The sequence below is a fragment of the Paraburkholderia suaedae genome (genome assembly GCF_040812055.1).
Classification (GTDB): domain Bacteria; phylum Pseudomonadota; class Gammaproteobacteria; order Burkholderiales; family Burkholderiaceae; genus Paraburkholderia.
The window spans coordinates 142,454-163,179 of the sequence record NZ_JBFOAH010000007.1 but is presented as its reverse complement, the minus strand read 5'-3'; the positions used below and the strand labels follow the sequence as shown (position 1 = coordinate 163,179).

The 20,726-nt window shown below is 58.9% G+C and carries 20 protein-coding genes and 2 pseudogenes; 6 read left to right on the top strand and 16 right to left on the bottom strand.

The window, feature by feature from the left end; genetic code table 11:
* Nucleotides 1-156: 156 nt before the first annotated feature.
* The 6 genes and pseudogenes from ABQJ48_RS12910 to ABQJ48_RS12885 all read right to left on the bottom strand — a co-directional run.
* The gene (locus ABQJ48_RS12910; protein ID WP_367838489.1) at nucleotides 157-291 is read right to left on the bottom strand and encodes a universal stress protein; all 135 of its coding nucleotides are present in this window, start codon (nucleotides 289-291) and stop codon (nucleotides 157-159) included.
* Nucleotides 276-449: a hypothetical protein gene (locus tag ABQJ48_RS12905; RefSeq protein WP_367838499.1), complete on the bottom strand. Its 174-nt coding sequence runs from the start codon at nucleotides 447-449 to the stop codon at nucleotides 276-278. Before ABQJ48_RS12905 ends, ABQJ48_RS12910 begins: the two co-directional genes overlap by 16 nt.
* A 7-nt stretch (nucleotides 450-456) precedes the next feature.
* Complete coding sequence (locus ABQJ48_RS12900; RefSeq protein WP_367838488.1) at nucleotides 457-969, bottom strand: SET domain-containing protein; 513 nt, start codon at nucleotides 967-969, stop codon at nucleotides 457-459.
* Between the two features lie 102 nt (nucleotides 970-1,071).
* A complete protein-coding gene (locus ABQJ48_RS12895) occupies nucleotides 1,072-1,872 on the bottom strand; it encodes an IclR family transcriptional regulator (protein WP_367838401.1) in 801 nt (266 codons plus the stop codon).
* Entirely contained in the window at nucleotides 1,772-2,452 is a 681-nt protein-coding gene (locus ABQJ48_RS12890; RefSeq protein WP_367838400.1) for an AMP-binding protein, read from the bottom strand. Before ABQJ48_RS12890 ends, ABQJ48_RS12895 begins: the two co-directional genes overlap by 101 nt.
* Before the next feature lie 26 nt (nucleotides 2,453-2,478).
* Nucleotides 2,479-2,937, bottom strand: a pseudogene (locus ABQJ48_RS12885) (ABC transporter permease); the annotation flags it as partial.
* A 17-nt stretch (nucleotides 2,938-2,954) separates the two neighbouring features.
* On the opposite strand from ABQJ48_RS12885, the gene ABQJ48_RS12880 reads away from it, so the two are divergent.
* The gene (locus ABQJ48_RS12880) at nucleotides 2,955-3,353 is read left to right on the top strand and encodes a DinB family protein (protein ID WP_367838399.1); all 399 of its coding nucleotides are present in this window, start codon (nucleotides 2,955-2,957) and stop codon (nucleotides 3,351-3,353) included.
* A 131-nt stretch (nucleotides 3,354-3,484) separates the two neighbouring features.
* Complete coding sequence (locus tag ABQJ48_RS12875; RefSeq protein ID WP_367838398.1) at nucleotides 3,485-4,504, top strand: MBL fold metallo-hydrolase; 1,020 nt, start codon at nucleotides 3,485-3,487, stop codon at nucleotides 4,502-4,504.
* Between the two features lie 309 nt (nucleotides 4,505-4,813).
* On the opposite strand, the gene cynR is transcribed toward ABQJ48_RS12875, so the two are convergent.
* On the bottom strand, nucleotides 4,814-5,734 hold the full coding sequence (cynR, locus tag ABQJ48_RS12870; RefSeq protein WP_367838397.1) for a transcriptional regulator CynR: 921 nt from the start codon (nucleotides 5,732-5,734) through the stop codon (nucleotides 4,814-4,816).
* Nucleotides 5,735-5,856: 122 nt separating this feature from the next.
* Here cynR and ABQJ48_RS12865 point away from each other — a divergent pair, with 122 nt between their 5' ends.
* From ABQJ48_RS12865 to ABQJ48_RS12855, 3 genes are all read left to right on the top strand, one after another.
* Nucleotides 5,857-6,516, top strand: a complete 660-nt coding sequence (locus ABQJ48_RS12865) for a carbonic anhydrase (RefSeq protein WP_367838396.1) — start codon at nucleotides 5,857-5,859, stop codon at nucleotides 6,514-6,516.
* 33 nt (nucleotides 6,517-6,549) lie between these two features.
* Complete coding sequence (gene cynS, locus ABQJ48_RS12860; protein ID WP_367838395.1) at nucleotides 6,550-7,020, top strand: cyanase; 471 nt, start codon at nucleotides 6,550-6,552, stop codon at nucleotides 7,018-7,020.
* A gap of 78 nt (nucleotides 7,021-7,098) precedes the next feature.
* Nucleotides 7,099-8,391 (top strand): MFS transporter, encoded by a 1,293-nt coding sequence (locus ABQJ48_RS12855; protein WP_367838394.1) that lies wholly within the window; start codon nucleotides 7,099-7,101, stop codon nucleotides 8,389-8,391.
* Nucleotides 8,392-8,695: 304 nt separating this feature from the next.
* On the opposite strand, the pseudogene ABQJ48_RS12850 reads toward ABQJ48_RS12855, so the two are convergent.
* The 9 genes and pseudogenes from ABQJ48_RS12850 to ABQJ48_RS12810 all read right to left on the bottom strand — a co-directional run.
* Nucleotides 8,696-8,803, bottom strand: a pseudogene (locus tag ABQJ48_RS12850) (M24 family metallopeptidase); the annotation flags it as partial.
* A gap of 149 nt (nucleotides 8,804-8,952) precedes the next feature.
* Entirely contained in the window at nucleotides 8,953-10,038 is a 1,086-nt protein-coding gene (locus tag ABQJ48_RS12845) for a porin (protein WP_367838393.1), read from the bottom strand.
* 281 nt (nucleotides 10,039-10,319) lie between these two features.
* A complete protein-coding gene (locus ABQJ48_RS12840) occupies nucleotides 10,320-11,681 on the bottom strand; it encodes a metal ABC transporter permease (RefSeq protein ID WP_367838487.1) in 1,362 nt (453 codons plus the stop codon).
* A gap of 7 nt (nucleotides 11,682-11,688) precedes the next feature.
* Complete coding sequence (locus ABQJ48_RS12835) at nucleotides 11,689-12,630, bottom strand: metal ABC transporter substrate-binding protein (RefSeq protein WP_367838392.1); 942 nt, start codon at nucleotides 12,628-12,630, stop codon at nucleotides 11,689-11,691.
* Between the two features lie 2 nt (nucleotides 12,631-12,632).
* Nucleotides 12,633-13,952, bottom strand: coding sequence for an acetamidase/formamidase family protein (locus tag ABQJ48_RS12830; RefSeq protein WP_367838391.1), 1,320 nt, complete (start codon nucleotides 13,950-13,952; stop codon nucleotides 12,633-12,635).
* A 129-nt stretch (nucleotides 13,953-14,081) separates the two neighbouring features.
* The gene (locus ABQJ48_RS12825) at nucleotides 14,082-14,522 is read right to left on the bottom strand and encodes a cupin domain-containing protein (protein ID WP_367838390.1); all 441 of its coding nucleotides are present in this window, start codon (nucleotides 14,520-14,522) and stop codon (nucleotides 14,082-14,084) included.
* A gap of 335 nt (nucleotides 14,523-14,857) precedes the next feature.
* Nucleotides 14,858-16,291 carry a MocR-like pyridoxine biosynthesis transcription factor PdxR gene (gene pdxR / locus ABQJ48_RS12820; protein WP_367838389.1) on the bottom strand — a complete coding sequence of 478 codons (1,434 nt, stop codon included), beginning with the start codon at nucleotides 16,289-16,291 and terminating at the stop codon, nucleotides 14,858-14,860.
* 108 nt (nucleotides 16,292-16,399) lie between these two features.
* Nucleotides 16,400-17,779, bottom strand: coding sequence for an MFS transporter (locus tag ABQJ48_RS12815; RefSeq protein WP_367838388.1), 1,380 nt, complete (start codon nucleotides 17,777-17,779; stop codon nucleotides 16,400-16,402).
* A gap of 66 nt (nucleotides 17,780-17,845) precedes the next feature.
* Nucleotides 17,846-19,339: an amidase family protein gene (locus ABQJ48_RS12810; RefSeq protein WP_367838387.1), complete on the bottom strand. Its 1,494-nt coding sequence runs from the start codon at nucleotides 19,337-19,339 to the stop codon at nucleotides 17,846-17,848.
* 187 nt (nucleotides 19,340-19,526) lie between these two features.
* Here ABQJ48_RS12810 and ABQJ48_RS12805 point away from each other — a divergent pair, with 187 nt between their 5' ends.
* A complete protein-coding gene (locus ABQJ48_RS12805; RefSeq protein WP_367838386.1) occupies nucleotides 19,527-20,453 on the top strand; it encodes a LysR family transcriptional regulator in 927 nt (308 codons plus the stop codon).
* Nucleotides 20,454-20,726: the final 273 nt, after the last annotated feature.

Sequence of the window (20,726 nt, the reverse complement as noted above, 5' to 3'; positions counted from 1 at the left end):
TGCCAGTTCATCGCGTTATCGCGCGGGTGGGCCAGGCGGATGACACCTGTTATCTTGGCATCAGCCGAATGATTCATTGACCATTCAATAGACCGAAACGACTATAGCTTTGCTTTGCGCGCGTCGATCGGCTATCGCCTGGCCGGGGTCATGAGGTCAGCCCTTTGTCCCTGTTTCGATCAATACCGGACACGGCGACCGGTCGATGACCTCGCCGCTGATCGACGGATTGGCCCAGCGGCGTAGCCGTGACAGATGGTGGTGTCCCATCACGATCACCTCTGCGGCCAGCAGCTCAGCGTGTTCGATAATGATGTCGGCCGGAGGATTTCCCGCGCGAACAACACCGGTGCAAAACAAACAAAGCCGACCGGTTGCACCGCCTTCGGCTCTGCCATCTCATCCGTCATTGACGCGATCAGCGCGTCGAGCGCTTTGGCCGTCGCCACCTTGCCGTCAGCGTTCTTCGCCGCGACCGCCTTTATCCTTTCCCACTTTTTGCTGACGTTTTCTTTGTGGTCGTTGATCGGACCACCCTGCCAGCATCGAACCGGTACACCGCTTCGCCCCGCAGCGGCAGGCATAGTCGGCGGCTAATTCGGGAGTGATCGCTTCATCGATGACAAGTCCATACGCGATGCAAAGCTCGTCGCCCGGTTTCACCGCTCTGATCGTCTCGATGAATATCCGCCCCGGCTCTTCCTCGACGGCCTCGCAGTTCGGCTGGCAGGAGTGGTTCAGCCAGCGGGCGCTGTTGCCGCCGACGCTGCCGTCAATCACTCTCCCGTCGGCCAGTCCAAAAATGAAGGTGTGGCCGGGCGTTCCCGAGCGCCGGAACCGGGCAGAGGCCCGTCGCCAGGACGTGACCTCACCGCGATATTCGAGTATTCGCTGGCGGGCCGGAATCGCTTGTAACGCGAAGAGGCCCCGTCCATGCACCGATGATTTCCTGACCGTCACGCGCCGCACTTCGTCACTCGCAGTTTGATTGAACTCTAGGAGCATAGCGAGCGGCGCGCGGCGCCGCAACCGGTACTGTCCCGTCAGCAGCCGCGGGCACGACAGGCGCCGTTATTCGATGCGCCGCCGGGTTGAAATGGCCGAGGCGGTCGAAATGACAAGATCGGCGAAGCGCTTTTCATCGCGATCGGCCCGCCAGCGCGAGCGCGCCACCGCAATGTTGACCGCGCCGATGCCGCGCCCATGCGCGTTCGTGATGGCCGCCGCCGTCGAGATATCGCTCACGAAGTATTCGTCTTCCGCATGGGCGTAGCCCTGCTTGTGAATCTGCACGAGCCGCTCCTTGATCTTGCGCGGCTGGTACACCGTGGAAGCCGTATAAGGCACGAGATCCGTGCGCGAAAGAATGTCGTCGATCTCGCCGTCGGGCAGCGTCGCCAGAATCGCGAGACCCGGCGCCGTGCAGTACGCGGGCAGGCGCGAGCCGGTAATCACGTGCGCGTTGAACACGTTGCGGCTCACGATGCGCAGCACGAACACGATATCCGTATCGTCAAGCACCGTCAGGTTGGTTGCCTCTTCCGTCTCCGAGCCGAGCTGCTGCAGGTACGGCGTCGCACGGCTCACGAGATCGTTCGACGTGAGGTAGTGATACGTGAAGTCCAGCAGCCGCGGCGACAGTTCGTACTTGCGGCTCTCCGGATCCTTGAAAAGGTAGCCGAGCGCGGCGAGCGTGTAAGTGAAGCGCTGCGTCGCGCTCATGTCCAAAGCGGTGAACGACGAAATCTCGGAGAGCGACAACTGACGCTTGCTACCGTCGAACGCGGTAAGCACCTTCATGGCCTTTTCCACCGATTGGACATAAAGCGAAGACGCGCTCGCGCGCGGCCAATGTGACACAACGGCTCCCATAGAAAGAGCCGGTCGCCGTCGCGCACATCCGGTGCGTGAAGACGACGCCCTTGGGCGCGCCCGTCGTGCCCGACGTATAGATGATGCACAACGGATCGTGCGCGCCGATCGCTGGCGTCGCGAATTCCGCGTTCGCGTCGCTTGCATCGAATGACTGCAGATGCGTGCGCCGCGCGTTGCCGCAATCGAACTGCGTCGTCACCGGTTCGTATTCGTCGTCGATCACGAAGAGCTTGGGCTGCGCACGCTGCAGCAGATAGTCGAGGCCCGCCGCGCGCAGCTTCGTGTTGACGGGCACCCAAACGAGCCCGCTCAAAAAGAGCGCGTAGATCAGATGAATATGCTCGGGACTGTTGCCCAGCATCACGGCGACGCGGTCGCCCTGCACGAGACCTTGTTCGGCGAACCAGCGCTGCAACTGCGCGATGTGCCGCGCGGCGTCTTCACGGGTGATGTGGCGATCGCCGAAATGCACGACGCTGCGCGCCGGATCGCGGCGCAAGCCCGCCGCGAGCAGCGGCACGCAGTCGAGCTCGTCGTCTGCATGCCGGTAAGCAAAGTATTCTGAATAAAGATGCATGTGTGAACCGGTTGAAAGCCCGAGGGTTAGCGCGTCTTGGGTCTGAGCCACGAGGAAAGCGCGACGACGAGCGCGATCAGAACGACGAGCGTGGTCGACACGGCGGCGAGCGTCGGCGTGATAGCGAGCTGGATGTCGTCCCACATCTGCTTGGGCAGTGTCGAGTTGATGCCGCCGGAGACGAAGATCGCGATAGTCAGGTCGTCGAACGAAACCAGGAAGGCGAACAGAAACGCAGCGCTCACGCTCGCCATCAGAAGTGGCAAGACGATCGACGTGATGCGCCGCAACGGCGACGCGCCCATTACGCGCGCGGCGTCGTCCAGGCGCCAGTCGAAGCGCTGGAAACCCGCCGCGAGCGTCATGACTACATACGGGATCGCGAGCACCGTATGGCCGATCACGAGGCCGAGGTTGGTGCCGGTGAGTCCAAAGCGTCCGAACAGATACAGCAGCCCAACGGCCACCATGATACGGGGCACGACAGACTTTATTTAAAACGATGATCGGTACGCTGAACCACAACTACGTGGTCGATCGGATCGGGAAGGCACATCTCGAACGCAAGGAACACGGGTTCACGACGCGCAACGTGGTCGTGCACGCCGAGCTTGACGACTTGCGTCGCGCGCAACAGGACGTGAACGCATGGTTCGAATCCTGGGCCGATGCACAAAGCGACGCGTCCCTGGCTGAACAGCTGTCCTTCGCGTTCATATCCGGCGAGCGTTCGACGATGTCGCGCGGCGCAATGTTCATGCACCTCGTGAATCACGCTTCGTATCATCGCGGGTGGGTCTGCGAAATGTTCTTCGAGGTTCCCGCTAAACCGCCCACTACCGACTTGTCTGTTTTTTTCGCGGCCCACCCGGAGCCCAACTTCTCGCGGGCTGTGGAATAAACCTGTTCCCTGGCAGTAAACGACCGCACTCTGGCAGGAATGCTCCTGACGTCAAGCTATCCAAGTGAATTTGCTGCTCCATAATGGTGGGCGCGTGGATGACTCGGTCCGCTTTAACCAAGGGGCAGCAAATGGATTTACTTACCGAACTTGGAACGATGATGAAAAGCCATGCCATTCGGGCAGTATTGGTATCGCTTTTCGTTTCATCCGGCATTCTGTGTGGGCCTGCCACTGCTCTTGCCGGGTCAGTTATTCAGCCTGCCCAAAACAGCGATGTACCGCGGGACGACTATTTTCATACCGGTGCAGGCGCTCGGTATTTGCGTCGTGCCGACTCAGATCTGGTCCTGACACCCCTGCGCGGAAATATCACCGTCATCACGGGATCCGGTGGAAATATCACTGTCTTCTCAGGGAATGAGGGAAAATTTCTCGTCGATGCTGGCATTAGCAAGTCAAAGGAAAAGCTGAAGACCGCACTGGACCAGATAAGTCCTGCGCCGCTGAAATATGTGGTCAACACGCATTGGCACTGGGACCATACTGACGGCGATGCATGGATGCATGCGGCGGGCGCGGTCATCGTGGCTCACACGAATACCATGAAACATTTGTCCGAGATCACGCATGTGAACGCATGGAACTGGACCTTCGACCCTGTGTCGGTAGAAGCGCGTCCAACGCTTCTGGTCAATAAGGGAAAGACGTTTTCCTTCTCAGGAACCACCATTGAAGTCGAAAATTTCGGCGGCGGTCATACCGATGGCGACCTGTGGGTCTATTTCAAGGATGCGGACGTACTGGCGCTGGGAGATACCTTCTGGAACGGAATTTACCCGTACATCGATAATGAAGATGGTGGCAGTATCGACGGCGCGATCAAGTGGGCCAACCAGGCTGTCGCATACACGACGGATCACACAATCGTCGTGCCTGGCCATGGTGCGGTCGGCAATCGCGCTCAACTGATCGAGTTCCGCGACATGCTGGTCACGGTGCGGAGCAACGTTGCGGCGCTAAAGCAACAGGGAAAATCGCTCGATGAGATCGTTGCCGCCAAGCCGACTGCAGCCTTCGATGCCAAATGGGGAAACTTCGTGTTCAACGGCGACCAGTTCACCAGGATGGTCTACGCCGGTCTGCAGTGACATCAACGCGCGGATAGATATGTAGCAGCCTCACAGGCCCTCGTCTCCACACTATCTCATTGTCCGATGCTACAGGTCGTGCCGCTGAACTGTTCGGCGTTGCCAAGAGTACCGTCGGCAAGGTTCCCAATTCATATGTCGGGATTGGCGGCTTCCCCGCGGCGGATTAAGACCTAGGGCGGCCGCCGGAGCGCGGCAGCGGAGAAGCTGTTTTGAAACAGTCGCCCTATCGGCGTGTTGTGTGCCGCGCGTGCACATAAAGTTATCTCGCGGAACGGCCATCTCGTTCCGACCGTCACCAAAAGACGCTTAGGCGCCGGGGCGCGTACCTGCTCGTGCGCTGCCCGCCTCGCCTGCAGCCTCCTCCAGCGCGAGCACAACGAATGCGCGTGTTGCCGCGCTTCTATACCCTCCTTTGCGTAGCAGCAACGCGGCGGTCCGCTGCGGTAACGCCGACTCCAGTTGCAGTAGGCGGAGTTCGCTGTTCTGACGCGTGACCCCGGCAGGCAGCAGCGTCGCCAGCGTACTGCGACGAACCAGTTCCATGACCGCGCCAATCGAATTGACCTCCATCGCGACGCGCGGTACGACGCCGTTCTGCCGGCAGTACCCGTCAATGAGGTCGCGCGTCGCAAACTCCCCGCTTAATAGTACGAGCACTTCTTTTTCGAACTCGCGCAGCGTAATCCCCGATCGCCTGTTGGCAAACTGATGCGACTTGCCGACCACCACCGCCAGTGATTCCACAAACAGCGCCTGGCATTCGATGTCGGGTATGCGCGTGCTGTCGAATCCGATGCCGACGTCGAGCGCATCATTGTTTAACAACGCTTCCATGCGGTCCTGCGGCATTTCGAGCAGATTCACCGTGATGTTCGGATAACGTCGGTTGTACTTCTCCAGCAACGGACCGACGAGGTACGCGGTGAATGTCGGGGTCACCGCCAGCCGCAGTGAGCCGCGGCTCAGTTCCTGTACATCGTGAATCGCGCGCCTTCCCGCATCGAGATCCTGCAGTGCGCGCTGTGCATAGACCAGATACGCGGCCCCTGCATCCGTCAACCGGATTGCTCTTCCAGAGCGATCCAGCAATTGGATGCGCAGCGTGTCCTCGAGTTGCATGATCTGCTGCGATAGCGTTGGCTGCGAAACGTGTAGGGCTTCGGCCGCGCGCGTGAAGTTGCGGTGCTCCGCAACGGCCAGAAAGTAACGGATGTGACGGAGCAGCATCGACGCCCTCAACTATTCGAATTGCCTATGGACAGAATAATAAACGGGTCTTGGACGCTACGGGTCGATTCAAGCATTCTCCTTCCAACGGGTCTTGGCCCGGCATACAAAAGGAGCGAATCATGCACGACATCATCGAAGGCTTCCTCAAGTTCCGCCGCGACGTGCTGCCGCAGCGCACCACGCTTTTTAAGGAGCTTGCGACGAGACAGCATCCAAGTACATTGTTCATATCGTGCTCGGACAGCCGGATCGTTCCAGAACTCGTTACGCAGCGTGAGCCGGGCGACATGTTCGTCATCCGTAACGCCGGCAACATCGTGCCGCCGTACGGACCCGAACCGGGCGGCGTCAGCGCAACGGTCGAATACGCCGTCGCAGCCCTCGGCGTCACCGACGTGGTGATTTGCGGTCACTCCAATTGTGGCGCGATGACGGCCATTGCGACATGCAAATGCATGGACCACATGCCGGCTGTGCGAAATTGGCTGAGTTACGCGGATTCCGCGAAGGTTGTCAACGAGGCGCACGAGCACCACGACGAACGCGAATCCATCGACTCGCTGGTGCGCGAAAATGTGATCGCCCAGCTCGCCAACATCAAAACTCATCCTTCTGTGCGGCTTGCGCTCGCCCGGGGGCACCTCGCTTTGCACGGTTGGGTCTACGACATCGAAACCGGTTCGATCGACGCGCTTGACGGCACGGCAGGTCGCTTCGTCTCTCTGGCGGAAAACCCACACGTGTGTGCAGTCCCGGCTCCCGTAAGCCACGCAGGCTGATACTCGCTGCTCTTCAACCCAAGGAGTTTCATCATGACGCAATCCCTGCATAGCCAATCTCCCCGTCAGGCGCTTACCGACGCAATCATGGACGCAAAGATTCGCAAAGATCTCACGTTCGAACAGCTCAACGAAGGGACGGGCCTTAGCATTGCATTCGTTACCGCCGCACTGCTAGGACAGCATCCGTTGCCGCACGACGCCGCAAAGGTCGTGGTTGATAAGCTCGAACTGGGCGACGAGGCACTTCGTCTCCTGCAAACCATCCCGGTGCGCGGCAGTATCCCCAGTGGCGTACCGACCGATCCGACGATGTACCGCTTCTATGAAATGGTGCAGGTCTACGCGTCGACGCTAAAAGCGCTGGTTCACGAAAAACTCGGCGACGGCATTCTCAGTGCGATCAACTTCAAGTTGGACTTTCAGGTAATCGATGATCCCGAGGGCGGGAAGCGCGCTCTCATCACACTCGACAGCAAATACTTGCCTACAAAGCCGTTCTAAGTTGTCCAAGGAGTCGTTCGCAAACGGAAGACTCCTTACTCCGCTAGATATTCAGTCACACAGTTGTCGGGAATCGATATGAAAGCCACCGCGCAAGCGACAACGCGTGCTCGCGGCGCGCACAACGCTGCCGTTCCGAATGATTCAACGACCGTACCTGGTACAGTCAAAAGCCCTCGTGCAAATTCAACCGAAGCCAAAGAGCGAACACGGTCCATCGCCTGGATGATCGTCGTTGCAATGGCGCTTAGGCCCGGCATCGCATCGATTGGTCCTGTGTTGCCATTCATCAGTCGCGCATTCTCACTTTCTCATGCGATGGCATCGTTGCTCGCGACTGTTCCCATCTTGATGATGGGACTGCTTGCATTGCCCAGCGCCTGGCTCGCGACGCGCTTTGGACGAAGCGAGGTACTGCTCGTATCGCTGATAGCACTATTTGGTTCAATGGCTGCGCGCACATTCGTATCGAACTTTGCTGGGCTTGTTCTAACCACTGCCGGTGTAGGAGCCGGGATTGCGGTCGCCGGAACGCTTTTCGGTGGACTGATCAAATCCAGATTCCCCGCCAACGTCGCGATGATGATGAGCATTTACGTCATGTCGCTTTCGCTCAGCAGCGCGGTTTCCGCCGCCGCCACCGGCCCGATCGCCGCGTTGGGCGGCGCAAACGGATGGCGCCTCGGAATGGGTACCTGGGCTGCCGTTGCGCTGATCGCGATGTTCGCTGGATTCGCGATACTTATGCAGGACAGACGGACCATCCAAATTGTTACGTCGAAGGCAGCACGCGCTGCGCCATTGCCCGTTACCAACCGGACGGCCTGGTTGATCGCGATGTTCTTTGCCTGCGACAACTTCCTCTTCTTCGCGTTGCTGTCCTGGATCTCCGCAATTTATCTGGAGCAGGGCTTTTCGACTCTGTCGGCGAGCCTGCTGCTTGCGACTTACACGGTGACATTTACGGTCGGCATCCCCGTGTTCGGTGCGCTAAGCCGGGCGCACGATCGTCGCGGGTGGCTGGCGCTTTGCGCCGCGCTGGCAGCAGCAGGGATTCTGGGGCTCGCGTTAGCCCCCCTTCTGATGCCTTACGTTTGGGTGGCTGTCGGAGCATTTGGTCTTGGAGGGGGCCTCACCTTGGGAATGACATTGCCCCTCGACAACGCACAACGGGTGGACGACGTGAACTCGTGGAACGCGTTCGTCATGACGGTTGGCTACCTGGTTGCCGCCATTGGGCCGCTGGTTGTCGGCGTTTTGCGGGACCTAACCGGCTCGTTTCACGCCCCACTGTGGCTCGCGTACACGGTTGCGCTCGCCATGCTCGTTCTCACACCGTTTCTCGCGCCCCGTGAGTCCGACGCCGTATAGAGACACTGGCGCAGTGCAGAGCATAACTGGTTTATTGAGCCAACTGTTGTTGTGCAGCAATAGAGTACGAGGTCACGAGAATCGCTATTTACAACGACATCCGAATTTGCTTCGGGGCGTCTAAGGAAGCAAAGCCCCTGAACGGTGCTTTGTCGACGCCGTAAGTGCCTGACATTTCCCCCGCTTCTACCTCTCGCCTGCTGAGCCCAACGAATCGCGAGTCAAAACTCGAGCGCGGCAACTTCCAGCCTTTCCGCCTCACCGCCGTCGCCAACAGGCGACCGGCGCAGCCTTGCGAATCGGATTAGACGTAGTGGCTATCATCCAACAGCATGGCCTCGAAGAATGCGCCAAAGCGCCCCAGTGGGTCGCGCAAATGAATTTCAAGAATCCAACGCATTGCGGCCGGATTTTCGTCAAAGAAACGGCGCCTTTTCTGCTCCGACAGCGAAATGTAGAACATGTGCAATTGACCGGTCCTGCGTCTGGACAGCCGCGCGGGCGTCCTCCGTCAAGCGCTTTCTACAGCCGCACCGATCGCCGGCCGGCTGCAGATGCACCTTAGAAAATCTGCTTGATACCGGCTGTCACGCCAAACTGGTTCCCGCCTGGAACGGGATTGGCACCCGTGGCGCCTGCACTTACCGTCATATTAAGTTGCCCACTGTTGTCGACATAGCCGGCAGTCAGGTAGATCGAGGTGCGCTTGGACAACAAGTAGGTTCCGCGCACCGCGCCAAGCCACGCCCTGTTGTCAGTGTGGCGGTAGTCCAGGTAGTAGGCTTCCGCTGCGAGGTTCACGTCCGGCCGAACGTCGTACGACACACCTGCGAAATACTGGTTGCTACGCGGCGTCGCGAGCGCTCCATTGCGGCGCGCTATAACACCCGCACCGATCCTGGCGCGATCCGCAACCAGGTAACCGCTCAGTACTGCGCGGTCATCCCTGATATTGCTACGGCTAAGACCTCCAAAGGCACCGGGGCCGCCGCTCAACGAGTCGTAGGCTGCGCTCACGCCCCACCGGTCGGTTTCGTACATCACCATCGCCGACCATTCGCGACATTCGCGTTTGTCCGCAGGATTCTGGCCGGGGCAATTTGTCGCCGATGGGCCAGGAACTGCAACTGCCGTCGCATCCCGACCAAAGCTGTACGTGGCACCAACGGTCAGTCCGCCCAACTTCCCCTTGTAGGAGAGGGAATTATCGGCGCGAGCATTGGCGAGGTAGCTGTCCATCAAGCCATAGACGTTAGGACCGAGAATGTCCGAGTTTAGGGTCGCCCAAAGGAGCATCGTGTATTGGCGACCAAAGCCAATCTGGCCCCACCTGTTGGACTGAAGGCCAACCCACGCCTGACGACCGAACAGACGCCCGCCCTGGTTCAACGTACCCGTGCCCGGCGCGAACCCCGATTCGAGAACAAACACGCTACTGAGCCCACCGCCCAGATCTTCGGTGCCTCGCAGACCCCAGCGCGACGGCACGGTGCCGGACAGGTTCAACATGCGCGTGACGGTATTGCTTTGCGGGCCGACCTTGTTCACGAACTCAATCCCCGCATCGACGACGCCGTACAGTGTGACCGACGACTGTGCCCATGCTGCCGGCGTCATCAGTGCAGCCACGACACCTGCAGCGGCCATTCTCGAAGCCAATTTCCTCATCTTGCTATTTCTCACGGTTGTTGAACGGAAGGGGCACCGGTTGGGGAAGACGTCTCACCAGACTCTCCCAACCTGCGACGCCTGCGCGAGCCATTCACGCAGGCGAGCGCGAGCACGTGGCATAGCTACGCGCCTGGCAGAATTTCCAATGCCACCGGCAGAGGGCAAAAACCACGCGGCTTCCTGATTCGTTAGGATACCTTATTGTTACAGGTGGTTAAGCGAGTAAGATCGCGACGGTCAATTCGTCAACTGCACGGCTAAAAAGTGTGACGTCTGAGCATCCGTGCTGCGAGAAGCGACCATGACCTGCTAAAGAAGCGTGCACGCAGTCTGCGTGGAACTACGATTACGAGGCCCAGAATGGCAGCGGCCAGAATCGCCGGTCCGACATACCAGCGTTCGCGCTCACGGGCACGTGTGGAGAGTGACTCGACCACGAAATCTTCACCGCGCGCCATCTCGTTGAAGGCTTGCTGAAACGCGCCGATGCGCCGCACCGCGTCGTCGGAAAGCGGCGCCCCCTGCCAACGCGAGCGCCGCTCTACATTCGTCTGCTGGGTTGCCTGTGATTGACGAACACGGACCTCTCTCCTGGCGTCCGCATAAATCTCCCGCTCGCTCGGCGTCAAGAACGTCTCAGGACCGATGCCAACGGCCCACTCCATCACGTCAAGCATCGGCTGGTCTGCGCCCGGCATGGCCATGAGCCAAATCATGGTCGCCGATACGGTGGTCAGAATGGTTACCGATATATACCGGACAATGATGCGAAACCGGTGCCTACGGTGCTCCGCCGGCACCGAGATAAACCCCCGTAGAATGACCGCGACCGCGAGCGCCAAGGCGAATGCGATGACCATGGCGGCGCCTGCCGGCAGCTCGAATTCGAACGATGCGGCCAGACCGAACGCGCTAGCCGTCGCTCCGCCGAGCCAGCCGATCATCAGCGCACCGGTGAAGCGGCGCGCGAATAGCGACCCGATGATTGCGGGGATGATTAGAAAACAAAACACAAGAAGCACGCCTGCCGTCGCCACAGAACTCGTGACCACAGCGCCGAAAGACAGATAAAACAGGAAGTCCCAGATCAAAGAGCTTCCAGCGTGACCTGCTGCCGCAGCTTCGGATGCAGCCTGCAAAGGGCGACGTGCGATCCAGTGAAAGGCGCCGATCCCTCCGTAAAGGATCGCGAATTTTGGCAATTCGCTTGCGGAAACGGTAAGGATGCTGCCTACCAGGATCTGCTTGACATGCTCCGCACCCTGCGGCGAACGGTCGACGGCGAGAATGGTTGCCGCGGTGGCAACGACGTACAGGATGCCGATATACGCTTCCTTGTTGATAACCTTCGGCAAGCCGCGTCCGGCAGTGAGCAGCGCCGCTCCGATCGCGGAAAAAAGAAAAGTGTAGACAAGACCCCAAGTACTCGTCGGGAGATGCCCAGACGCGAACGCGATGGTCGCACCCAGTGCGGACATCTGCGCAAGAGCAAGGTCGACGAAAATGACACCACGTTTCAGCACGTGCAAGCCAAAGTTGACATGGATAGCAACGAATAACACGCTCGCCGCAAAAGGTGGCGCGAGTAGCGTGACAAGATCGTACGGTGAGATCGCCACTTTCAAGTCACCGTGTAGCCGGTGCGAGCGTGCGCGAGAGCACGGCAACGTTGTAATCCATCATGCTCAGGTAGTCTGTCGCCTGCGCCACGCTGCCTACGGAAGGCGCCAGCGTAACGACAGGTACCCCCATACGCGCAGAAAGCATTTCAGAAAAGCGTTTCAGTTCGAATGGGGTTTGCAGAATGGCTCGCACGCCGCTTGGGTCCGCGATCAGCTTGGACAAGTGTGCCGCGCTCGGTGGCACGCCTTCCTTTGTCTCAATGAAGCCGACGATGTTCAATTGAAAGCGGCGTGCGAAATAAGGCCAGCCGTTGTGATAAGCGAGAACGGCTGCGCCGCGGTAGGGAGCCAGTTGCCTTAACCAGGTCGCCAGCCGCTGATGTAGCTCAGCGAGAAACCGGTTCCTGTTTGCCGCCACTGTGTCACGCGCGCTGGGCGCGACCCGGATGATGCCGGCCGCTATGTTGGCCGTGACCGTTTCCGCATTGACGGGGTCCAGCCAATAGTGCGGATTGGCCATGCCATGTCCGTGACCGTCGTCCTGAGCAAGCGGATCGCGGCCAGCCACTTCCAGCAGCGGCACACCCGTCGAAGTATCGACCGAGCGTGGACTGCCCTGCTGCAGCTCCGGCCGCTGCAGTCGATCCGTGAGCCTGTCGATCCAATAGTCATAGCCCAGGCCGACGCGAACGATGAGCTCAGCGTCGGCCAGCTTCGCAAAGTCGCTGGCCCGAGGCTCAAATGCCTCGGGATCCGTCGTCGGTGGAATAATGGTTTTGACATGAACGAGGTCGCCTCCCACTGCCTTGACCAGGCTTGCAACGTCACTCGTCGTAGCCACGACCACCATTTGTGCTTCTGCTGACTGCATATAGAGGACAGAAATCAGGACGCCAAGCCTGGCCAGCGCCGCTGCGAGGCGCACTAGAAAGGCAAGCTCGCGCATGTTTAGTCTCCCGTCCAATAGCTCTTTTTCATCAGACAGTGCACTTGGCGTTCGGAGGAAAGCGGAGGACCCAGTCGACAGTCCATGGCCATGCTTGCGAGCGAATAAGCATCGAGCCGTGACAGATGCTTTTCCGCGGTCAGCTTGTCGATCATAGACAGCGATGCAGTGTCCATTGCTTTGTTCAGATCCTTGTCCGTGGCGTACGTGACCAGGTAGTCCGGGCTGTCCTTGATGGGCAGTGGCGCGGCTCGGGCATCCATTGCCTTGGGAATCATGCAGTAGGTTCCCTTCAGAACGTTCACCACTTCCGAAATCCGACAGTCCCAGGTCGCGAGCATGCGGTCTCGCGCCGCCGGGGTCGATAACCTGCTTTGCTCAGCGATCAGTTTGATCGTCTGCTCTTGCAGCAACTGGAAGGCGACGTTGAGGTCCCGGTCATAGCCAATGGCAATCCAATGGGTCGGTGTTTCGATTCGCGGCCAATCCAGCTTGACACCCTTGAGCACCGAGACTTTCAAGTCGAGTTCCTTGAAAGCGGTTTCCAGAGCGGTCAGGTTGATCTCTCCGTTGCCTTGTGCCGCATGCGAGTCTCCAGACCATAGCAGCGCCCCATCGACGAACACTGGGAGGTACAGCGTCGTGCCCGACACCATCTCGTTGATGTCAAGATTGCCGCCAAACGGTCCGGGCGGCACAGTGCCGTATCGGCCGGGCTCGGCACGCGCAACGCTAACGATCCCAGGAAAGGGTCTTAGTGGAACGAAGATGTCTGGGCTGAACTCGAACCGGTTCCTCGCCCAATCAAGGTAGAAATATTTGAGCTGGCCTTGCGGAAACTGCTTGGGGAACGCGCCTGCCACGCCAGGATAATTGAAGTTCAGACCGTAAGACGTCGGTACTATTCGACCGATTTCAATCTTCAAAGTATCCCCTGGTCTGGCTCCTTCAACATAGACTGGCCCTGTAATCGAATGCACTCCTCGACCGGGAGATTCGGCCTGCTCCTGTTTAGCACGCGCCATCATCTGTTCGATTGTGAGATCCGGCACGATCTGGGCATGACCATGGATCAGCGTCTCCATCGCGATCGTATCTCCTGTGTGAACTCGGAGAACGGGAGGTTGCGCGTTGTCGTACCAACCGAACTGGGTCGTCTCAGGCGTTGCCTCGAGCCGTATCACCTTCCCCCTGGCGGAATCTGACGGGAGCGCCTCGACAACAGCGGTCTGAGCCGCGACATCCGGCGAGGTAACTCCGTCAATAGTCAGCAGCGCGGCCGAGAAAACCGCGCATCGGACCACAAATGTCCGGTAATCCATTATCTGTCTCCGCTACTTTTTTCTTTTATTGCCGCACCTTTCTGGCGCTCGCAATTCTGTCCGTACAGTCATTCCTCAACAGGCGTCCAGGGAGAGAAGCCTGTACATTGGCCATGTGCTAGTTGCCGATTAGTGATCGAAGGTAGTCAACTTCGCACCCGCGTCAGAGATAAAAACGACCAGCATGCTCGCCGGTTCGGTCATGCTGGCGTTCTTGCTGACCACGTGATGTTGACCCCGACGTTCGAAGTGCCCTTCCCCCACGTTGTAGACCGTTGCTTCGTCGCCCTCCTCTGCCGAGAGGATCTTGCCCGAAAGAACAAAAGCGAAGACGTCGGCGTCATGGTAATGCGCTTTAGAAGAGCCACCTGGCGCGTAGTGCACGATTTGGGCCGTGAGAACTTTACCCGGGGCGACTGACAGCTTTTCGGCCAGCACAGACTCAACCGCACGTCCGCTGACGGGCGTGACCGTGGTTTGCGACCACGCGGGCGACCCCGTCAAAATCAGCGACGCGGCGCACCCCACAACTTGGAATTGGCGCAGTTTCGTGCAAAAAAACGAGAGCATAGTGATTGCTTTGTGATCAGGTGAATGCGTTTAAACGAATCAACTCGGGAAGCCGCTGCTGCGCGGCGCCCGAAGGCAACTGCGATTTCATTCAGAGAAGCTCGACTGATGAAAAGAGTAGCCGACGTCTACCGCCCAGACCACGGCCAAGAATCGTCAAAACGACCAGACCATCCAATTGCAATCCATCTGGCGGCATTGCGCGACGAACGTTCGGTTAGATCAAGGGCCGAGGCTACTGCGAGCTTTGCAAAGCGGGCATCGGTGAGAAGACGATCCGCTCGTTGACTGCTTCAGGCGTCCGCTTGTATCGTTCGCTCGCCACGACTTGATCCTCATCGCGGTGAGGTCCAGGTAGAGAGAGCGCTTTGCAACCGCCGCGCAGCATCCGTTGCCGCGTCGGGTGCGATATTGGTGAACCCTAGCAGCAAGCCTGGACCCGTCGTCGTCCGCCAACCCATCGGAGACAGTGCGGTGATCGCCATTCCATGCGCGCGGGCTTGATTGGCCAACACAACGTCATCGAAATTCGGAGGCAGCCGCAACAGCACGTGCAGGCTCCCGGTGTCCGCTACCTGAACAGAATCACCGAGAACATTTCTTAATGCGTCGACGAGTGCGTACTTCCGTTCGGTGTACAAACTTCGCATCCGTGCCAGGTGGCGACCGAAGTGCCCCTGAGTGATGAAATCGGACACGACCATCTGATCGAGTAGCGAGTGCTGCAAAGGCAACAGTGTCGACATGCGTTCGAACTCAGCGACCAGCGAAGTCGGCACGACCAGGTATCCCAAACGCAGGCCAGGAAACAGGACATTGCTGAACGAACTCACATGCAGCACCCGATCCGCGCGATCGAGCTGCATGAGCGTCGATACCGGCCGATCCAGGCGATTGAATTCGCTGTTGTAGTCGTCCTCGACTATCCATGCTCTCGCTTCGGCGGCCCAGGACACCAGCTGTGACCTCCGATGCGTTGAGAGCGCGGCCCCCAGCGGGAACTGTGCTGCCGGAGTGACCACGGCGAGTCGAGCGGCGGGAGCAAGTGCAATTCCGGTTGAGATATCCATCCCGTGGTCATCTACCGGGATCGGAATGAGATGACCGCCGGCAAGCTCGAGCGTATGACGCGCAGCAGAAAAGCCCGGGTCTTCGACCCACACCTCTTCGCCTTTGTTAAGCAACGTACGCGCGACCAGCGTCAACGCGCCCAGGAAACCCGCGGTGATGAAGACCTGATCCTCGCTGCACGCAATGCCGCGGCCGATGGTCAGGTGATTAGCAATTGCTTGCCGCAAGGGACCGAAACCGGTTGTCGCCTGGTAGACCATCTTCGAGAGCGACAGGGATCGCGCGTGATGGCCAGCTAGCCGTGACCAAAGCTTGCGCGGAAAAGCGTCGAGCGCCGGTAGTCCTATTTGAAACGGGCGCGGCAGTTGAGCCGCTTCCGAGGCAAGCCCGGGCATCAATGGACGCGGCGGCCGCGTAGACGGTTCCGGGAGTCGTCCGATCGGGCGCAGTTGCACACGCGTGCCGGCGGCGTGTTCGCGGGTCAGATAACCCTCCCCGGCGAGGATGCTGTAGGCAAGCTCGACGGTTGCGCGCGAAATCGACAGTTGAGACGCCAAGCTGCGGGACGAAGGAAGGCGGGCTCCCGGAAGTAGAGTGCCCGCCGAGATTGCTCCTTTGATGCGATCCGAGATTTGCTGGTGCAGGGGCGAATCTTTGCTCCGATCTAGCTGGAGCTCAGCCAGATCGGACTGAGGCATGTGTGAGACCATCGAGTGCTCGTTTCAGGTGGTTCTCGTCCGCGCCTGGATGGCGAATCAGCCAGGCGATCAAGCTCAGGTTTTTGGCGCACGGCCGCCGCTTGCTGGCTAGTTAGATTTCGAATGAGACTTTCGCAAGATTGAATCGAAGTCGATCCACCTCTTGCCAAGATGGTTGTTTATTAGAAGCGCGCCCGCGGCGATGAACGCGGGGACCGACAAAGCCTGAAGAATCGATGCCACTCCAAAACCGGCCTCCAGCATTGCGCCGCCCGCAAGGGCACCCATGATTCCGCCAATCCGGCCGATGCCTAGCATCCACGCGACGCCCGATGCACGTCCGTTGGTCGGATAGAACGCCGCGGCGAGAACCGGCATGGATATTTGAGCACCATTCATGCAGCTACCAGCCAGAAACGTCAATAGACCGATGAGAAGCGTATTTCCAACTGACTGGCCAATCCACCAGATGAAGGCGCCGGTCAAGACGTAGGTGAATGCGACCACCCGGTAAGCGTTGACGCGATCCATCAGCAACCCGCAGACAATCGCCCCTAACCCACCACCGAGTGGAAATAGCGCTGTAATTAGCGATGCCTGTTGCAAACTCATTCCACCCTCCTTCATCAAGGTTGGAAGCCAACTCGTCATCAGGAAGTAGACAAGTAGTCCCATGAAGTAGGTGATCCACAACAGCACAGTTCCGCACCGGAGCCTTTTCGACAAGATCAGCGCGATAGGCGATTTCTCTTTTCCTTCCGCAGGCTCAGTAAACGCAAAATGCCTCTCGGCCACCGTTTTTCCGGCAATATAACTGAGCACCATGTTTATTTTCTCTGTCGGCCATGAGTTCGCCACCATGAATCGAACCGATTCAGGCAACCACGCAAACAGAGCGAGCGCCAGCAGGACGGGGATCGCGCCGCCAACCACGAAAATACTTTGCCATCCGAACGCCGGTATCAGGCCGGCAGCCGCAAAACCACCCACAGACGCACCTAGCGTAAAGCCACAAAACATGACGTTCACCAGCAATGCCCTATGCTTCTTCGGCATATACTCCGACACCATGGTCGTCGCGTTGGGCATAGCGGCACCTAAACCGATGCCACTCAGTAGTCGCAAGATTGTCAACATTTGAGCAGAACCGGCTTTCGCGCAAGCGAGGCTCAATATGCCGAACATAAGGACAGAGACGGCAAGTACGCGCTTTCGACCAATCCTGTCGGCAAGCGGACCGGACGTAAGAGCGCCGACTACCGACCCAATGAGAGCAGCGCTCAGCAGAGGTCCAAGCGCAAGCCGCGTCAGCCCCCATTCTTTTGCCACCGCGGGTGCAATGAATCCGGCGGCGGCTGTATCGAATCCATCGGCGGCGACGATCAGGAAGCACAGCGCGAGAATCGCCCATTGATATGCCGAGACCTTTTGTCTATCTATGAAAACCTCAATATCGAATCCTTGCGCCGGCGAGTTGGCTGATGACATCGTTCGTCTCCTGATTACACCTTGTATGTGTGCGGTGTTGGTTGCGCAAATGACCGCAGCTATTCATTAAATCGCGATGTAGTCCAACGCCGATCCAGTCTCGGCGTCCCGCTCTACTATCGATGCCGCGCAAAGCAGGCGCAGTTCTCGAAAGCTGGCTGCGACCAGTTGAACTCCAACCGGTAGTCCACCCGACATCCCAGTCGGAACGCTGATTCCTGGAAGTCCAAGCGCGGCTACAGCCATGAGCGGGCTTTGCGCGGCGACAAGCTCGCGCATCTCGTCGACAGTTCCCAGGTCCGCCCCCCACGGTTGAGGCATGCGGCAAGACACAGGCATCAGCAGCAGTGGATAACTGGACAGGAACTCGTTCCATTTGCGGCGCATCTCATCGCGCCGCGCGATGGCCTGGATGTAGCCGGCCAGATCGACGGATGGTCCACACGCTGCCATGTTATGAACCGATTGCATGATGGGAAGATCGCCGGTTTCAGCCACAGCCGCAATCATCGCGCACCGCGATTCCGTCATCACGATCGACTGCCAGATTTCGACGCACTGTTCGATCGCCGGGGGCTGTGCCCGCTCGATCACATAGCCTGCAGCCGCAAGGGACGTTGCGGCCTGCAGAAGTGCCTTCTTTACCTCGTCACAAACTGGCGCATTCGGGATCTCGTCGACCAGCGCAACCTTTACCGGCTCTGCATCGTCATCATGCACGATCCCCACGTCCACCCACGTTGGGTCGCGCGTGTCTGCTCCGATCATCGCGCGTAGCCCCAGGTGTGCATCGGCAACAGACCGGGCGAGTGGCCCTTGGGCCGACATCGATTGAAGCCCATAGAAGCGCTGCGTCGTCGTCGAGTGATAAGCCGGGATACGTCCTGACGTGGTGCGTAGACCGATCACGCCGTTGACGTAGGCCGGATAACGGATGGACCCCGCAATATCGGTTCCGTGTGCAACAGCGCACATCCCTGTTGCCACCGATACTGCCGCACCGCCGCTCGATCCGCCAGATGTGAAATCCTCGCTCCATGGATTGAGCGTTCTTCCATAAAGCGGTCCCTCCGTGAACCACCGGAAAGAAAACGGCGGAACGTTCGTGCGACCGTTGATGATCGCGCCAGCGCGACGAAGGTTGGCCACCACGCTGCTGTCGGCCGGTGCCACGCGTCGGGAATAGGAAGGCACACCATTCGTTGTGGCTTCGCCCATCACGTCTACGTTCAGTTTGATGGTCATGGGCACGCCACACAGAATTCCTGCCTGATGCGGCGTTTTCCGGCGCAGTTCGTCCAGTCGCCGGGCAGCGCGGATTGAACGCTCGCGGTCCTCGTGGACAATCGCATTCAAGCGCGGATTGACGGCGTCGATGCGCGCATGGAAAGCCTGCAGCACTTCCGCGCACGAAATGGAACCCAGTCGAACCTGCTCCGCAATATCAGTGGCCCTCCAGCGCCACACCTCCGGCGCCAGCGCATTGACGGGCGTTTTGGCTTGCAAAAGAACATTATTCCGCATGACGTCATTGTCTCGCGTAGATTTGCTTACTTGCACCGTTAGATCTGCTTAGGAATTCGGCGCGGACGTTCTGAGCCTTCAATACGGGACCAAACGATTCCATGTGGAGATCGACGTCGCGCCACGGGATGGAGTGTCTGGATTCTCGCACCACCGCAACATCCGAACAACCGCGTGGCACAATACAATCTATCGAAAATTTCGATATCACACGGAGCAGCGCATGGCATCGATCGATCTGGAGTGGCTTTCAGTCTTCGACGAGATATATTCGACTCTCAGTGTCACTCGCGCAGCGGAAAAGCTTGGGATGACGCAAGGTGCAGCGAGCACGGCACTCAATCGCCTGCGCACTTACTATGGCGACCCACTCTTCGTTCGTACGCAACGTGGCATGCTTCCTACGCCGCGCGCTGACCAGTTACACCCGGTGCTGCGTCAAGTGCGGGAGAACCTGGAGGCTGCCAGAACAGGGACGGCCAGTTTTGATCCGGCCAAAGCGCAGCGGGTCTTTCGTCTGTGCATGACCGACCTCGGCGAAATATCACTGCTTCCGCGGTTGCTCAATTACCTGCAGTCCCGCGCCTTCGGCATCCGGATTGAGACAGAAAAAATCAATTCCGATTCGCCGCGCCGGCTGGAAGATGCGGCAGTGGACCTGGCCGTGGGATATATGCCCCAGCTCGATGCAGGCTTCTACCAACAGTCTTTGTTTCAACAGGACTTTCAATGTATCGCGAGCGTTTCGCATCCTCGCATTGGAAAGCGCATCAGCAAGGGAGCCTACTGCGAAGAAAGACATGTGGACATCTCAACTCTAGGAACCGGGCACATGGCGATGGTTGAGGACGCGCTGAAGTCCGCTGGGATCACCCGTAACATCGCATTGCGCGTGCCAAGCTTTTTAGCTGTCGCGCAGATCGTGGCCGAGACAGAACTCATTGCGACCGTCCCGCGCTACTATGCGCGCGCAATGCAATCGCGCGAGCCGATCCGTCATATGGACGTGCCGTACGGCTTGCCTGGCTACGCGGTACACCAGTATTGGCATGCTCGGTTGCACCGCGAGCCGGGAAACGTCTGGTTGCGAAAAACGATCGCCGATCTCATGCCAGGCGCAGTATCGCACCCGTTGCCCGGTAAGCGATGAATGGACAGTCATGCAACATCCATGCGCTTCCTTCGGTACGCGTGAATTGTCGATGCAGGGTACAGGGGCCGTCACGCGCCCCTGCGCCGGATCGAACACGTCGTTAAACCGCCCGCTGGCGGCGACTACGCGCATAACACGGTCAAGTTACTGCCACACCACGCTTAGAAAGAAATCAATGGCCTGGCACGGTGTACCCGAGACGCTAGCCATCGACAAAAGCGACGCACGCGTGATTGCCGCGGCCTGAGCCCATCTTCGCAATCCGTTGGA

Bases quoted from the DNA above. Each gene is read 5' to 3' on its own strand.
- ABQJ48_RS12895 (WP_367838401.1), bottom strand. From the start codon at position 1,872: ATGGGAGCCGTTGTGTCACATTGGCCGCGCGCGAGCGCGTCTTCGCTT.
- ABQJ48_RS12890 (WP_367838400.1), bottom strand. From the start codon at position 2,452: ATGCATCTTTATTCAGAATACTTTGCTTACCGGCATGCAGACGACGAG.
- ABQJ48_RS12880 (WP_367838399.1), top strand. From the start codon at position 2,955: ATGATCGGTACGCTGAACCACAACTACGTGGTCGATCGGATCGGGAAG.
- ABQJ48_RS12875 (WP_367838398.1), top strand. From the start codon at position 3,485: ATGGATTTACTTACCGAACTTGGAACGATGATGAAAAGCCATGCCATT.
- cynR (WP_367838397.1), bottom strand. From the start codon at position 5,734: ATGCTGCTCCGTCACATCCGTTACTTTCTGGCCGTTGCGGAGCACCGC.
- ABQJ48_RS12865 (WP_367838396.1), top strand. From the start codon at position 5,857: ATGCACGACATCATCGAAGGCTTCCTCAAGTTCCGCCGCGACGTGCTG.
- cynS (WP_367838395.1), top strand. From the start codon at position 6,550: ATGACGCAATCCCTGCATAGCCAATCTCCCCGTCAGGCGCTTACCGAC.
- ABQJ48_RS12855 (WP_367838394.1), top strand. From the start codon at position 7,099: ATGAAAGCCACCGCGCAAGCGACAACGCGTGCTCGCGGCGCGCACAAC.
- ABQJ48_RS12845 (WP_367838393.1), bottom strand. From the start codon at position 10,038: ATGGCCGCTGCAGGTGTCGTGGCTGCACTGATGACGCCGGCAGCATGG.
- ABQJ48_RS12835 (WP_367838392.1), bottom strand. From the start codon at position 12,630: ATGCGCGAGCTTGCCTTTCTAGTGCGCCTCGCAGCGGCGCTGGCCAGG.
- ABQJ48_RS12830 (WP_367838391.1), bottom strand. From the start codon at position 13,952: ATGGATTACCGGACATTTGTGGTCCGATGCGCGGTTTTCTCGGCCGCG.
- ABQJ48_RS12825 (WP_367838390.1), bottom strand. From the start codon at position 14,522: ATGCTCTCGTTTTTTTGCACGAAACTGCGCCAATTCCAAGTTGTGGGG.
- pdxR (WP_367838389.1), bottom strand. From the start codon at position 16,291: ATGCCTCAGTCCGATCTGGCTGAGCTCCAGCTAGATCGGAGCAAAGAT.
- ABQJ48_RS12815 (WP_367838388.1), bottom strand. From the start codon at position 17,779: ATGTCATCAGCCAACTCGCCGGCGCAAGGATTCGATATTGAGGTTTTC.
- ABQJ48_RS12805 (WP_367838386.1), top strand. From the start codon at position 19,527: ATGGCATCGATCGATCTGGAGTGGCTTTCAGTCTTCGACGAGATATAT.